This is a genomic window from Photobacterium sp. GB-210 (assembly GCF_003026075.1).
Taxonomy (GTDB): Bacteria; Pseudomonadota; Gammaproteobacteria; order Enterobacterales; family Vibrionaceae; genus Photobacterium.
In genome coordinates this window covers 424568-439967 of the sequence record NZ_PYNU01000002.1, presented here as the reverse complement: position 1 = coordinate 439967, position 15400 = coordinate 424568, and the positions used below count along the sequence as shown (strand labels likewise).

The 15400-nt window shown below is 40.4% G+C and carries 13 protein-coding genes; 3 read left to right on the top strand and 10 right to left on the bottom strand.

The window, feature by feature from the left end:
* The first annotated feature begins 258 nt into the window (after positions 1-258).
* Both C9J38_RS05615 and C9J38_RS05610 read left to right on the top strand, forming a co-directional pair.
* The gene (locus C9J38_RS05615) at positions 259-909 is read left to right on the top strand and encodes a LysE family translocator (protein WP_107206228.1); all 651 of its coding nucleotides are present in this window, start codon (positions 259-261) and stop codon (positions 907-909) included.
* Between the two features lie 277 nt (positions 910-1186).
* Positions 1187-2359 (top strand): Card1-like endonuclease domain-containing protein, encoded by a 1173-nt coding sequence (locus C9J38_RS05610; protein ID WP_107206227.1) that lies wholly within the window; start codon positions 1187-1189, stop codon positions 2357-2359.
* A gap of 65 nt (positions 2360-2424) precedes the next feature.
* Here C9J38_RS05610 and C9J38_RS05605 read toward each other — a convergent pair whose 3' ends face one another.
* The 4 genes from C9J38_RS05605 to C9J38_RS05590 all read right to left on the bottom strand — a co-directional run bounded on the left by C9J38_RS05605 (position 2425) and on the right by C9J38_RS05590 (position 5497).
* Positions 2425-3333, bottom strand: a complete 909-nt coding sequence (locus C9J38_RS05605; RefSeq protein WP_107206226.1) for an aldo/keto reductase family oxidoreductase — start codon at positions 3331-3333, stop codon at positions 2425-2427.
* A gap of 170 nt (positions 3334-3503) precedes the next feature.
* Positions 3504-4163 (bottom strand): hypothetical protein, encoded by a 660-nt coding sequence (locus tag C9J38_RS05600; RefSeq protein WP_107206225.1) that lies wholly within the window; start codon positions 4161-4163, stop codon positions 3504-3506.
* A gap of 113 nt (positions 4164-4276) precedes the next feature.
* Positions 4277-4531, bottom strand: a complete 255-nt coding sequence (locus C9J38_RS05595) for a hypothetical protein (RefSeq protein ID WP_107206224.1) — start codon at positions 4529-4531, stop codon at positions 4277-4279.
* Positions 4532-4633: 102 nt separating this feature from the next.
* Positions 4634-5497 carry a hypothetical protein gene (locus C9J38_RS05590; RefSeq protein ID WP_107206223.1) on the bottom strand — a complete coding sequence of 288 codons (864 nt, stop codon included), beginning with the start codon at positions 5495-5497 and terminating at the stop codon, positions 4634-4636.
* Positions 5498-5779: 282 nt separating this feature from the next.
* Here C9J38_RS05590 and C9J38_RS05585 point away from each other — a divergent pair, with 282 nt between their 5' ends.
* Positions 5780-6259, top strand: coding sequence for a hypothetical protein (locus tag C9J38_RS05585; RefSeq protein ID WP_107206222.1), 480 nt, complete (start codon positions 5780-5782; stop codon positions 6257-6259).
* A 127-nt stretch (positions 6260-6386) separates the two neighbouring features.
* On the opposite strand, the gene udp is transcribed toward C9J38_RS05585, so the two are convergent.
* The 6 genes from udp to C9J38_RS05555 form a co-directional block, all read right to left on the bottom strand.
* Positions 6387-7154: a uridine phosphorylase gene (udp, locus tag C9J38_RS05580; protein ID WP_005368660.1), complete on the bottom strand. Its 768-nt coding sequence runs from the start codon at positions 7152-7154 to the stop codon at positions 6387-6389.
* Between the two features lie 402 nt (positions 7155-7556).
* Entirely contained in the window at positions 7557-10136 is a 2580-nt protein-coding gene (locus C9J38_RS05575) for a zinc/cadmium/mercury/lead-transporting ATPase (protein WP_107206221.1), read from the bottom strand.
* Between the two features lie 125 nt (positions 10137-10261).
* The gene (locus tag C9J38_RS05570) at positions 10262-10735 is read right to left on the bottom strand and encodes a response regulator (RefSeq protein ID WP_107206220.1); all 474 of its coding nucleotides are present in this window, start codon (positions 10733-10735) and stop codon (positions 10262-10264) included.
* A gap of 10 nt (positions 10736-10745) precedes the next feature.
* Complete coding sequence (locus tag C9J38_RS05565) at positions 10746-12071, bottom strand: ATP-binding protein (protein ID WP_107206219.1); 1326 nt, start codon at positions 12069-12071, stop codon at positions 10746-10748.
* Positions 12072-12107: 36 nt separating this feature from the next.
* The gene (locus C9J38_RS05560; RefSeq protein WP_107206218.1) at positions 12108-13523 is read right to left on the bottom strand and encodes a DASS family sodium-coupled anion symporter; all 1416 of its coding nucleotides are present in this window, start codon (positions 13521-13523) and stop codon (positions 12108-12110) included.
* Between the two features lie 337 nt (positions 13524-13860).
* Entirely contained in the window at positions 13861-15378 is a 1518-nt protein-coding gene (locus C9J38_RS05555; RefSeq protein ID WP_107206217.1) for an MATE family efflux transporter, read from the bottom strand.
* Positions 15379-15400 lie beyond the last annotated feature (22 nt).

Below are 15400 nucleotides of genomic sequence, written 5' to 3'. Positions count from 1 at the left end.
AGTAAAAAGGATGCCTTAAGTATTAATCAACGGTATAAATTTCGGCACGTCTGGGCGTCTTAAATATAAGAATGTTGTATATTTTTCACCTTGCCCCAAGAAACAAAGCATTAAAACAAACTACAAAGTACAGAACATAACAATCACAAAGTAATAACATTACAGAGATATAAACCAATAAAGATACAAAATGAATGATTTAATATTACTCAGTAGGTAAAATACACATCCTCTCTTGCTCTATTTAGTTAAAGAACCATGATTGATTTAAATGTATTACCTCTCTACCTCACTGCTGTTATCGCTTTATTATTAATTCCAGGGCCAGATATGTTACTGATTGCCAGTTCAAGCCTCAGTTACGGTCGCAAGGTGGGTATTTTTGCAAGTTTAGGTAATGCTACATCGGGTATTTTATTAACTATTTTGGCAGCTTTAGGTGTCTCAGCCTTAATTGCCGTTAACCCTATAGCATTGCAAATTCTTCGCTTACTTGGTGGCGCTTATCTATTAAAGATGGGATGGGACTGCATGCGAACACAACCTGCCGATGCGCCGGAAGAGCTCACTAAAAGTAATAAAATGGCAGCAACGCTATACCGTCGTGCCGTGTTCACTAATTTACTTAACCCAAAAGCACTTATTTTCTTTGTTCTATTCTTGCCTCAATTTGTTTCGACTCACGTTGCTGCAACATCTGGCCAACAAATGTTAGTGCTTGGTTTGTTACTAAATGTATTAGGTTTACTGTTTAATTTATTCTTGGTCACCACTGTTGGCACGTTTGGTAAATCACTGTTGAAAAGTGAAAAATTCCGTGCAAATCAGCATAAATTTATGGGTTTGATCTTCTTTGTTTTAGCCATTTGGCTATTAGCATCCCAACTTCCAACACCTGTAACACACTAATTCCCCCCCCTGTTTAGTAGCGTTACCTATTTTGGTGACGCTATCATCATTTTAAAAGTATTTGTCTGTTAACTATCAATAATGAAAATACACCTCTCATTTATGTCTATCTAATAGTGAAATATAAAATCCCTCACCATTTTCACCTTGAATTTCACCCTAAATATCCTCATATATCTTAATAATAAGTGTTGCGTACACTCTTTGATTCACTTCTTATTAATTAATGCGCAGACATAATATGCCCCATAACAAATTTGGCGCATTAAGGATTATTATGATTATTCATGTTGGTATTATCGATCAGGACCCTGTCCGTTTGATCACCCCTTTGCTAGATGAAGCCGTTCCGGCTACAAAAATGATATTTATTGGTACTGAGCTTCAGCGAGAACAGTATGACCGCCTAGCGTCTATTTTGACGCCACGTAACATAGATGTTGATTTTTTTGTGATCCCTGACAGCATTAATATCACGCTGATTAGAAGCGAGATTCATCAACTCGCTGAAGATATTAAAGCAACAGGCTGCGAAGTTTGGTTTAACGCAAGTTGTGGTTTACGTCACCGTCTTCTTTCTGCTTACGAAGTTTTCCGCTCTTATCACTGGCCAATTTATGTTATCGAACCTTACAGTGATGAAATGTGCTGGTTGTTCCCAGCTGACCGTGAGCAACAACAGGTTCAAGACCGGATCCAAATTACCGACTATTTAACTATTTTCGGTGCCCGTTGCGAGCTTTCTGATAATCCTATGCCTGAATCACTTAACGATCAGCTTTGGGAGTTAGGTCAACGCTGGGCAAGTTCTGCACTTGAATTAGGTCCAGGCCTCGCAACCTTGAATTACCTCGCGACCACGTGCCGTAAAGAACAAGTTCTTCATGTTGAGCTGAGTGATAAACAGCAAGGCTACAAAGAGCTAGGCACATTGCTATCAGACTTAGAAGAAACAGGTTTAGCAACGTACCATGACGGTGTTTTAACCTTTAAACACGAAGAAGCTCGCCGTTTTGCAAATGGGGAATGGTTAGAAAACCTTGTTCATAGCACCGTTCGCGCTATTCAAAATGAACTGCCTACAATTCAAGATCACTCATTAGGTGTGCAGGTTTACCGTAAAATTGGTGAGCGTGAGGTACGTAATGAATTGGATGTTGCAACTATCGTTAATAATAAGCTACATATCATTGAATGTAAGACGAAAGGTATGCGTGATGATGGTGACGATACACTCTACAAACTAGAATCACTACGTGACTTATTAGGTGGCTTACAAGCACGTGCGATGCTTGTCAGTTTCCGTCCCCTACGTCATCACGATTTAGTTCGAGCACAAGATTTAGGCCTCGCGATTATTGGCCCTGATCAGTTAGGTGACTTACGCATCCATCTGTACGAGTGGCTAAAAGGTGCGGGTGGTGAAGATCACTCTCATAACCCAGCCTAAAGCATAACGTTACTATTTAAAAAGACCTCAATTGAGGTCTTTTTTATTCTCTGTTTATAACACGGTTACGCCACACCATGCCCTTTAGACGCTTCTAACAAGCGATACCATTGTTCATGAGTTAATTGTAACTGCTCGGCAGCAACTGCCGTTTTCACTCGCTCAATTTTACCCGTGCCCAATAGCAAAGCAGGACGTGTAGGCAGACGCATTAACCAAGCATAAATCACCTGATCAATAGAATCAGCATTGAGCTCTTGCTTTAATACATTTAATGTTTCACGTACTCGATGAGCCTGTTCTGAAGTCCTGTTATAAATATCACCCCCAGCTAAGCAAGACCACGCCATTGGTCGTACTCTATGCTGCTGTAGCTGCGCTAATGTACCGTCTTCAATCGCATCAGTATGTAATGGATTAATTTCAATTTGATTAGTGATCAGTGGAAACTCTACCCGAGATTGCAACAATGAAAATTCATCTTTTGAGAAATTCGACACCCCAAAATGTTTTACTTTTCCCGTCTGATGCAGTTGCTCAAAAGCGCTATTGATCTCATCAGCATCCATTAATAGATCAGGACGGTGAATCAGCAATATATCCAGTTGCTCGATACCTAAACGCTGTAAAGACCCCTCGACTGAAGCAAGAATATGGCTTGCTCGGCTATCGTAATACGCCACTTGCGACGTACCGTTGACCTCTTTACCGCCAACGATGCCGCATTTAGAAATAATCGTTAATTCATCACGAATACTTGGCTGTAATTGTAATGCTTCACCAAATAAAGATTCACACGCTGAGGCACCATAAACAGGCGCATGATCAACAGACGTTACACCAAGTGCTACATGTTGCTTGATAAATGATAATCGCTGCTGCGCCGTCATTCCCCACTCAGCCATTCGCCAGTAACCTTGAATAAAGTTAGAGAACAAAGCGTCATTAAGTGGTTGTTGGTTCTTCTCAGTCATCTTTACATCCATCTTGTATTTATCGTCAGCACAATTTGCGCTCACCGAACGTAACACAGGGATACAATGACTAAAGTGACAGGTTTCAAAGAATGAGAATAGTTCGACATGCTGTTAATAGAGAAAAAGCACTGATAACAGTGCTTTTTCATAACTATCTAACTCGCAAATTAATCCGTTAATTTACTTTTCACTTCAGGATCACTGAAGATTTCAACTAATTGCTCTCGGTAGGCTCGAAGTACATTATTCTGTGGTGACTCATCACTTTTTTCTTCAATTACATCACGCCCTGCAATTTGTTTTTCTAAGATCTGCCCATCATTTACTTCATAAATTTTAACTAACGTATCAGTATCAAAATTAAAAGCAGACACCCAGTTTAAATTAATACTGAAAAACCATTCATTAATGTTTAATTGCATTAGTTTATCTGCTTGATTATCAGCTAATAACACCATGATATCACTATCACTTGCACCCGAAGGAACCTTAACAGCTTCAACATTCCAACCCTGTTTTTGTAAGCCATGTAAAATTCGATGCTCAAGAAAATCTGCTAATGTTTTTTCTTTATCGCCTTCTTCAGTCGCTAAAACTTGAGATACATGCCAATCCACGGGAATCCCAAAAGTCGCATGAGCTACACCAACAAAATCTTCTGGCTTGCCTTCTTTTACTCGCTCACGTTGGTCATTGACAGAAATTAATACTTTCTTCGTAACGTTATAGTTAGTATCTGGCGCTTGTTCATGTAAGGGAATAGGACTTACACAGCCAGTAATAAAGAACGTTACCAATAATAACAAAAAGTGCTTCATTTTAATCATGTCAACTTCCATCCTTAGATTTACAAGCAAAATAGAGCAAGCAAGTTAACATAGAGAAAAAAATATTTAAGTGATAATTATCATAACAGTAACAACTTTACTACGTCGTATTTTCAACTCAATTGATGATACCAACGGTAAGTACGTCGCAGTGTAAACATGGTTAACGCTAAATAATATGCCGCTAACACAATGGCAGGTAATGCATCACGATCGGACACACTGATGATGGAATACCCACAGTACACCACAATAATGGCAGGAATAATCAAGGCAGGTTTTACTGAAGAATAAAGATTAGTAGCCAGTAACACCACATGCGCTACCACCAAAATCAGTGGTAACGTAATCATTAAAAACCACAACATAATCAATCCCTTTCTTTAATCCGTAAGCATTACATCATAGCTCTGAACAAGATTTGCGCCAATACATTGTGGTTGGGGAATGTGTAAGTAAAAGCAATGAAGCTACACCACTGCCCCCCATAAATTATCTAATTTCGCTAATGGTTGATGACTCTGTGCCGATAATTCCACATAACTGTGTACCAGCTTAATTTTGTGCTCATTAAAGTCATGTCCCCAAATATTTGGATCTGATAAGTCAAAATGTTGGGGTATTACCTTTTTTAGTCCTGACTCGGGTTTGCGATCATTAAGCTCTAACTGAATAAGCGATTGTTGTGCCGCTTGTTGCGCTAATTTTTTATGGCCCAGTTTATCGAGTAAAGATATTGCATGGGCATGAGTAATACCATGAAGTTTATCGCCAGCGAAAAAATGCTCATCATTATTATGGTAAATATCTTGTGTACTTCGCTCAACGGCAATAACACAATGTTGCTGAATATCTATCTCACCTTTATTTAATAAACTGGATGGCTGATATTGACGATAATCAGCTAAACCGTAATAACGTCCCCAATTATCATCCATACAATTAACAATTAGCTTAGCGATATTCGAAACCATACGCTGAGTAACAACAACGTTATTATTAGCGACAGCATTTAAAAATAATGCACCATATATGATCCCATGACCTGAATGACATAATTGCTGCGCGTTAAGTGCTATAGCATTTACAACTTCACTATAATCGGTTGTTTCAGGGCTATTGGATAATGGATTCATTAAATGCTGATTATCATCGGTAAACTGCACTAACATTGCTTGTAAACTCTTTTTAGATACATTGTTGAGTGCTCCGCCATTAAGTAATGCATCACCTGCCAATAATGCCGCCCCCGTATGCCCTTGAAACCATGCGGTACTGTCAACTTCCACCACATTGGCTAACGCTAACATCCCTTTATCAATAAACTGTTCCATTGTTTTCTCCTTGCTTTAATTTCTGTAATTTCGTCACCAACGAGATTGATATAATGCAAGGATAAAACCTCAAGTTATATTGAGGTCAAACGAATATTTAATACTACCGAATCAATCCAGATAACACGATAAAAGCGAACGATTACAAGGTTACCTGAAATAACAAGTAGTTAAACAATCTAAATACTGTTCTGAAATTCATCGCATTAACATTATCTTACAGAAACCTACAACATCCCTTTAGAGAATAATGTATTGTCCACGAAACAATTTGGAGGATAAATGAAATTAAAATTTGCACCTGTATTATTTGGCTTATTTGCCAGTCTGTCTGCCCAGGCCTCAGAGCCACAAGCCTTTATTGGTGTCGGTATCAATGACGGTGTCAGTAGTATCAATAATCGTTGGGAATTTAATCCAAGTGTAAGGATCGGTGCTAACTTTAACGATTATCATAGACTATACAGCTACCTGGAATTTCAAAAGGATGCATACAATTTTGTCGCTTCTTATGATTACTTTATACCGCTAACTAATAGTAAGAATTGGCGTTTCTTTATTGGAGCCAGCTCAGGAATACAAATTGCAGAATCGAGCAAAGATGATCTTATTTTAGGCGCGCAAACAGGGATTAATTATCGAATCAATAAGAACTTTAATACTGAATTGGGGTACAGAGTTCATGATACAAGAAGTGTTTGGAAAGAGCGTAATATGTCGCAACTTGATACTGTTTATATTTCTCTAGACTTTGCCGTTTAATCTAAAAATAATTTACTGGTCATGTCATAACCCTTTTTATTTAAACCTTTTTATTCATGACCTTTTAGACAAATAAAAAGCCGCTCCTAAGAGCGGCTTTCTAATATAAACATTTAAGACTTAAATCTTATTCAGCCAGCATTTTACGTGCCGCTTCTACCACGATCTTAATTGATTTCGCTTCAGTTTCTTTTAGCGTTGCGTGATCAGGGATCTCTTTTTGTGTACGGTTAATAATAACACCTGCGACACAACCTGCACGTAAACCAGAGCTTGCACACATGGTTAATAGTGTTGCTGACTCCATTTCAAAGTTAAGCACGCCCATTTCTTGCCACTCTTTCATTGAGCCTTGGAAACGACGAACTACGCGACCTGAGAATGTGTCGTAACGCTCTTGACCTGGGTAGAATGTATCACTTGATGCTGTTACACCCGTGTGTACTACAGCATGCTCATCATCACATGCTTGCTTCATTGCCGTTGCAACACCAAAATCAGCAACAGCTGGGAATTCCATAGGGGCGAAGTGCAGACTTGCACCATCTAAACGCACTGAGCCTGTCGTTACAATCATATCGCCTGGGTTAATGTTAGGCTGAATTGCGCCTGTTGTACCTACACGTAGGAAAGTGGTTACACCTAACTGTGCTAATTCTTCAACAGCAATAGAGGTTGATGGACCACCGATACCCGTTGAACACACAACCACTGATTTACCGTCTAATTTAGCGCGAAATACAGTGTACTCACGAGAGCTTGCTAAAAACTCAGGGTTATCCATTAAGTTTGCAATTTTCTCAACACGTGCTGGATCACCGGGAATAATCGCTAATTCTGCACCATTAAGATCAGCTTTATTAACACCTAAGTGGAAGACTTTATTATCAGACATAATGTTACCCTTTAATTTAAACAGCTCTGTTGTAGGTTCAGAGTGATTCTTATGAGTTATTACTATTTTAATCAATTTTTTGATAGAAAGAGTCAAACATACTGCAACATGCTCTATCAAAAACATGTGGTAACAATAACCAATGATTCAATTACTTTTAGTGAGCATGGTCACACCAATAAAAAGCAATTGAAAAATATGTTACATAAAAGTCTGATATTAATCACGCGAAAACGATATCTTATTGCCGGAATCACAAAAATTCGTTTTCTCGCGCATGTACTCTTTACTCTGTTTACCTGCCTTATAGCGAAAAAAAACGGCATGATAAACAATACATCATTGTTCGTATCATGCCGTTTAGACTAATCACTAATCACTAATGCTCAGAGCGATTAGTTTTTACTTTTCGCTTTGCGGTTTAAAGCGTAATAAACGTAATGCATTCAGTGTTACTAACGCTGTTGCGCCACTGTCTGCAAGTACTGCAACCCAAAGCCCTGTAAAACCAAATAAGGTTGTAACAAGGAACACCGCTTTTAAACCTAATGCTAAGCTGATGTTTTGACGAATATTACTCAATGTCGCACGAGACAATTCAATCATCACTGGCAATTCTGAAACTCGGTTATGGGTAATTGCTGCATCGGCAGTTTCTAATGCTACATCTGTACCACCGCCCATCGCCACACCAATTGTTGCTGTTTTCATTGCTGGTGCATCGTTAATACCATCACCCACCATGGCAACAGAATGTAGCTCACTTAACTTGCGTACTTCTGTCACTTTATCTTCAGGTAATAGCCCTGCACGAAAATCAATATTAATTTCTTTAGCAATCGCAGCTGCTGCTCGTGGGTTATCACCCGTCAGCATCACTGAGTTCACGCCAATGCTTTTCAGCTTAGTGATCGCTTCTAAAGCATCACTGCGTAAATTATCACGCCATGCAACTAAACCCACCGCTTGCTGATTACGAACGGCAACCACCAGCGTTTTCCCTTCGCTTTCTAGATCTAACGCTTGCTGTTGCTGGTTATCCGTTAGCACAATGTGCTCTGGTAGGCGATCGGCAGCACATAACATAAAGTTATCGCCTTCGGTAACACCTTGAATACCGCGGCCAGCTAGTGCTTCACGATTTTCTGCTTCAACAACAGATAATGATTTTTCTCGAGCAAGGTTAACCACAGCCGTTGCTAGTGGGTGTAACGAACCGGATTCAACAGCGGCTGCTTGACGTAATAATTGATCGGGATTGTTATCCCAGCTAATTAAATCCGTCACGACAGGTTTACCTTCCGTTAGCGTACCTGTTTTATCAAACGCGACAGTTTCAACATGACCAAGCTGTTCTAATGCTGCACCACCTTTGATTAATGCACCGCGACGCGCTGCTGCCGCTAAACCTGAAGTGATCGCTGCTGGCGTTGAAATAACAAGTGCACAAGGACAGGCAATAAGTAATAGTGCTAGACCTTTATAAATCCACTCATCCCATGATTGACCAAATACAAGCGGCGGAATAATGATAACAAGTGTTGCTAATAGCATCATTGCTGGAGTGTACCAGCGGCTGAATTTATCAATAAAACGTTCGAGCGGTGCTTTACGTGATTCTGCATCTTCAATGAGATGAAGAATACGGTCGATCGCATTTTCACCTTGCGCAGAGACAATCGTTAATCGAACAACTTTGTCTGATGCCATGCTACCAGCCATGACTTTCTGGCCCGGTGTTCTTTCAACAGGCACAGATTCCCCTGTTAGTGCGCTTTCATCAAAACTCGCAACCACATCTAAAACTTGGCCGTCAGCAGGTAAACGCTCGCCGGGTACAACTTCAATCACATCACCAGGTTTTAATTCGCTTGCTGGAACTTTTTTCTTCTCACCGTTTGGCAGCACAACATTGGCATCTTCAGGCACCAAGTCCATTAACGCTTTTACACCACTTCGTGCACGTGATGCGGCATACCCTTCTAATTGCTCACCAATTAAAAACAGTAAAATCACCATTGCCGCTTCTGCGGTTTCCCCTAAGTACAATGCACCAATAGCCGCAATACTCATTAGGGTTTCAATCGAGAATGGTGAACCTGATTTACCTAAGCTAATGGCTTTTTTCACAATCGGTACTAAGCCAACAATTGTGGTTAAAGTAAATGCCGCTAAACCCCATGAATGTGACACTTTATCAATTAAGAAAGAGGCAATCATCATTGCCGCAATCACAAGGACTTCTAAGTGTTCTTGAATAAATGATTTTTTTGGTAACGCTTCAGCCGCAGCAGCATTAGAAACTAAGGTAAAACCCGTTGCCTGTGCTTTATCTTCAATCTGTTTTTTTAATTTATTGTTATCAGCTTGCTGATTGGCTTGCATGTTGACGATGAGCTTTTCCGTCGCAAACATCACTTTTGCCGTTTCAACTTCAGCAAGACTTGAAATTGATTTTTCCAATTTAGCCGCGCAGCTTGGACAATCCATGCCAATCACTTTCCAGCTAAATGTTTGACCATGAGCCGATTGTGCTAAAGACGCTTCAATCGCTTGATCTTGTTCTTTTGATGAGGTTGACGTTGAACAACAACTTTTTACTGAAGATGAATGACTTGAGTCGTCATGTCCTGAATGCTGGTGCTCTGACTCTACGTGCGCGTGTTGAGAAGCGATTTCAGTGTCTGATGGACCAATAGAAGATACTGTAAAGGTTGATGGTTTTTTATTTGGATGGATGGCATCTATTGCTGATAGTTTTGCAGCGTTAAGTGCTGTGTCACTTTTAGATGAGCAGCAGGAAGCAGGGCCGTCGGTATCAGATTCACCACACCCTTCGGTGTGTTTTTGCACACTCTCAGAAGGGGTTGATGAACAGCATGTCGCTGACTCACAAGATTCAACTGTCACTGTGGCTTTGGTTACTGCCGATGGTTTTGCAGCATGAACATGCATTTTTTTATTATTACATTGAGCACACATAATCATTCTCCTTGAGTGCTTTGATTATCTGTAACTAATATAAACCTTGGAGTAATGTCTAAGGTCAATAAAAAAAGCCAAACTTTTATCGTTTGGCTTTGGCAATCAATTTCTACTACGCATACCTAACGTAATCGACGTAGTACCGTTGTGTTGTCTAACACCTCACCCCAGGCTTGGTAATCGAACCCCATATCGAAAATGTATTCCGTAAGCAATGTTCTAACGCAATTAACCAACGAGTCTGCATCCCACGGCTTGTCAAAGTAACTTTCAATACGTGCTTGGTTAATCGCGGCAATAGTATCTTGATGAGTTGCTTGCCCTGTCAGTAATACTTTTTTAGTTTTGATGAAACGGCTATCGTGGGTCACATCAGTCAGTAGCTCTACGCCATTTTTACCCGGCATGATATGATCTGAAATAACGACACCAATATAATGCCCTTCTGCATCTAACTCATCCATCAAAACTAAGGCTTCATCACCAGAATCACACTCTTCTATCATAAAAGCCGATTGTAATGGTGACAGATCTTTTAATACCGCATTTAACACTTCTGGTTGATCATCAACACAGATAACGACTATTTTTTCCATAACTCATCCCTTAGAGTGTCGGTAACTTGATCCTAAACGTGGTGCGTTCTTCATCACTTTTAACCACGACCGTACCGTCATAACTTTGTATGATCCGTTGTACAATTGATAAGCCCAAACCTAAGCCAAACGATAATCCCCCTTTTTTGGTCGTAAAATTAGGTTGAAATATTTTTCGTCGTGTCGGCTCATCAATCATCGGCCCATTATTAGTAATAGTGACTAAGATTTTTTGCTTTACATGTCGAGTCACAATTTCAATTTTCGGTGATGCTGTATTCTCCATAGCATCACAGGCATTTTTAATCAGATTAATCCATACCTGCACTAACTCTGTTGAACTCGCATTAATCGGTGGCAAGACTGCGGGGCGCAATACCACTTCAACAGGGCGTAGATTGCTTTGTAGTAAAGCTAGCGATTTGTGTAAGGTTTCATTGATATCAACATCGTTTTGCCGCACATGATCGCTGCCCCCTAATTGCTTTACCGACTTGACGATACTGGCAGAATGTTTAGCCGCTAAGCGCATATCGCGTAAATCACGTCCATAATCCCAATAGCGTAATGCTTCATCTAGCTGAGTGAACCATTGCTTAGGAACATCACCTTGCGGAATAGCTTTCGCTAATGTTTTTGCTTGCTCACGAGTCAAATTATGTTGCTTGATTAACGCCTTTGCTCGTTCTCGTACCTGTTGCGATCCTGTGGTCTGCCCAACGTTAATTCCTTGGAGCATAAATTCAAGCATCTCGGGTTTGCTTGTTGAAATAGAATCAATAATATTGGTTTGAAGATTTTCTGTTTTGCTACTGAGAACGCCTATCGCATTATTCAGTTCATGGGCAATACCCGCCGCAAGTTGTCCAAGAGTTGTCATCTGTTCAGTCGCATAAAGCTTTTGCAGTGCTTTTTCTTTTTCAAGCGCTTCCATACCAGTAAGCATTTGTCGACGAGCAAGTTCATGAACCATGACAGGCATAAACTGCTCAGTCATAGAGCCATATGTTTCTGGATCTTCCACTGGGGTTAGCAAATCAATCCAAGCAATTTCACTGTCTTTTTCTGCGACCACCGTCGTTGATGCCATTAATGTTTGCGCAAAAAAACTATGCACGCCAAAGAACATGCCTTCTTTGACGACAAACACTTTTGCACTTAAGCCATTCTCTTTATTTTTAAGATACCCAGACAATTCACCACTTTTTACCCAGTAAAGTTTGTCGTTATAGTCATTCTGGCGCAGCACATGCGTACCTGATGTAACAGACATCGTACGCGCAGAATCGCGAAAATACGTATCAATAATCCGCTTTAAGGCTTTTGGTTGAACCATGAACGTGTCCTTGTCTATAGGCAATAGCATTAATGCTTAAATATGGCCAATCACATGCAATAACCCAATCATAGCAAAGCTAAGTGCGACACCGACGACACCAATAATCACCCCTACTTTTGCCATTTGATTACTTTCAACATGCCCCGTTGCATGAGCTAATGCGTTGGGCGGCGTACTAATTGGTAGCGACATACCCAAAGAGGCCGCGAACGTCACCACAAGAATTAATGTTACTTCACCACCAAGTGGTACCAACGACGACATGGACATACCCAGTGCAGCCATAATAGGCATCAGTAAATTCGCAGTTGCGGTATGAGACATAAAATTCGCCATCACTAAACATAACATCGCCGCGCCCACCAGCACCAAGTACGGCGAGAAGCTATCAAACGGAATGCTATTGACCACCAGTTGAGCCAGCCCCGTTTTATCAAGTGCTAAACCCAGCGCAATACCGCCAGAGACTAACCACAGCACATCCCAAGAAATCTTTTTCAAATCTTCTTTATTGATAATGCCGGTTAACGAGAAAATAGCGACAGGAATAAGTGCCACAGTATACGAGTTCATACCATGTACTGATCCCATTAACCAAAGTACTATCGTTAATGCAAAAGTGATGTAAACCGTTATTGCTTTTGGTGTTTTAAGAAACTTACCTTGGATCGTTAATTCAATTTTGTCCTGTTTTGCTGGATAAATTGCATTAATTAAAAACCATGAAAAAACCAATAAAACCGCAACAAATGGCACGCCAAAAAACATCCACTCGCCAAAAGTGATCATGTTATCTTCTGATAGGTATTTAAGTGCAATCGCATTTGGCGGTGTACCAATTGGGGTACCAATGCCACCAATATTGGCAGCAACAGGTACACATAATGCAAACGCAATTTTACCCGGATCTTTCGATCCAAAAAGTGCAATGACTGGCGCTAATATAGAAAGCATCATCGCTGTCGTGGCGGTATTTGACATGAACATTGAGAAAGTGGCAGTGATTAGCATTAAACCAAACATCACATATTTAGGTTGATGTCCAAACGGCTTAAGTAATACTCGCGCTAAGTTTACATCTAAACGGTATTTAGTTGCCGCCATTGCAAGGAAGAAGCCCCCCAAAAACAACATGATGATTGGGCTAGCAAAGGTAGCCATAATGGCGTTGTAATCCAGTAACTCACCAAAGTGTGGCTGACCATGATCAATACGAAACTGATATAGTCCTTTATTTGAAAGTAATAACAGCTCTAAAACAATGATCACAACAGAGGTAGCATAAATGGGGATAGGTTCGAGCACCCAACACAGTGCTGCTAATAGAAAGATAGCAATAACCCGTTGCTGAATCACAGTTAACCCTTCAATGGGAAACGCAGAAGCCGGTAATAATAAAATAATTAAAGGCAGTAAAATCGGTATGATGTAACGAAGACTTTGACGCATATAGCATTATTCCCTTAACAATAACTACGCCATCACCTTTTTTATTCCGAATATAAAAGATGAAGTTGAGTGTCTTAATCAAGATGCTATTCTTTGTAACTTTGCGAGATAAAGATTGAACATCTCGATATAACACCCTGATTAGATGCAAGGTTATTTTGTAATGCTAATCGGTTAATTTCACAGCGTTAGATCAATAAAGCGATGAAATTAAAGTTTTCTTACAGAAAATTCAACGGCTAGATGCGACGTTTTATAGCCCTAATCAAACAAGAAGATACATAAACTATGCCCTGAATCACAGATACTATTAATATGGTAATTCAGAGCATATTTATTATTTGTTTTTTTCAGCTTTTACATCATCGTCGAGGTGCTCACTATTCAGTGCTTCTTCCAGTACCCCTTCGGTTCCCATATATGTACGAGATGAGCAGAACGGTGTCACTGGCACAGATGGCGTTAATATTTCATTATCGGCCACGTCTTGATGTTCATGCGCTAAACCCATTTTCTTCACTTGTTTTAATACCAAGTAAAAACCCAGTAAACCAAAGACAACAGAGCCAACCGCTTGACCGATTAACACCCCGCTCGCACCTGCAAGGTGTCCGCCAATAAGTACAAACGGGATCGTACCTATTGTTGCTTTCCCCATGTTCAATGCCGTTGACCATGTAGGGCGATTAAGGTTATTAAATGCCGCATTGGCAACAAAGAGTGCGCCATTAAAAATAAAGGTCACCGCGATGAAGGTACAGAACACACCAACAATTTCTGCGGCATCTCCCGTTAAACTAAAGATAGCAATGAGCTGGTTTTGCCCTAGCCATAAAACGATAGACACGAAAACGCAATATATCGCCGTAAAGAGCATTGCATCACGTAGAATTTGTTGAATACGATCCCAGCGTTCCGCACCAAAGTTTTGCCCAATGATAGGGCCAACGGCACCTGATAACGAAAAGATTAAAGCAAAGCAAACTGGCATAATACGCCCAATAACGGCATAACCTGCCACAAAGCTCTCGCCAAATTGCGCGATATTACTGGTAACGACCGCATTACCGATAGGCGTCGCAGTATTAGTTAAGATGGCAGGAAACGCAATTTTAGCAATGGTTGGCATCGCTAGTTTAAACTGAGAAAAATCAGGTTTTGCTAATAATTGATGTTTATAAATTACAACATATAACGAGAAAAGGGTCACAGCTAGGCGCGCAATAACTGAAGATATCGCAGCCCCTTGCATCCCCATTGAAAATCCAAAAATAAATAATGGATCAAGTACTGCATTAACACCACCACCAATCAGCGTTGCCATCATTGAACGACGAGCATCACCCACACCACGCATTGCAGCGCCTGCCGCCATAGATACCGCCATTAACGGTGCGCTTGGCAGTAGAATAACCAGATACTGGCTAGCGGCTTCTGCGACATATCCTTTTGCGCCAATTGCATCAAGTAATAAGGGCAAATTCCACAGCATCGCTGCAACCATTACAATGCTAATAAAGACAGCAAACAACATCACATTTGTCGCCATACTTTTGGCTTGTTCTCGATCGTTTTTACCTAAAGCGCGCGAGACAAGTGCGCCAGCTGCAATGGATGTCCCTATCGATATAGAGGTAGAAAAGAAGACTAACGTACCAGCAAAACCAATAGCCGCTGCCAGTTCCACTTCACCCAACAGGCTAATGAAAAACATATCTAATAAATCAACCAAAAACAGCGCCATCAAGCCGATTGCACCCGTTCCAGACATCACAACAATGTGACGCATTGGTGAGCCTGTAACAAATTTAGCTTGTTGGTTTTCTGTTATTTCTGTTGATGAGTGCTGTTTCACTAAAACCTCTATACCTTATAAA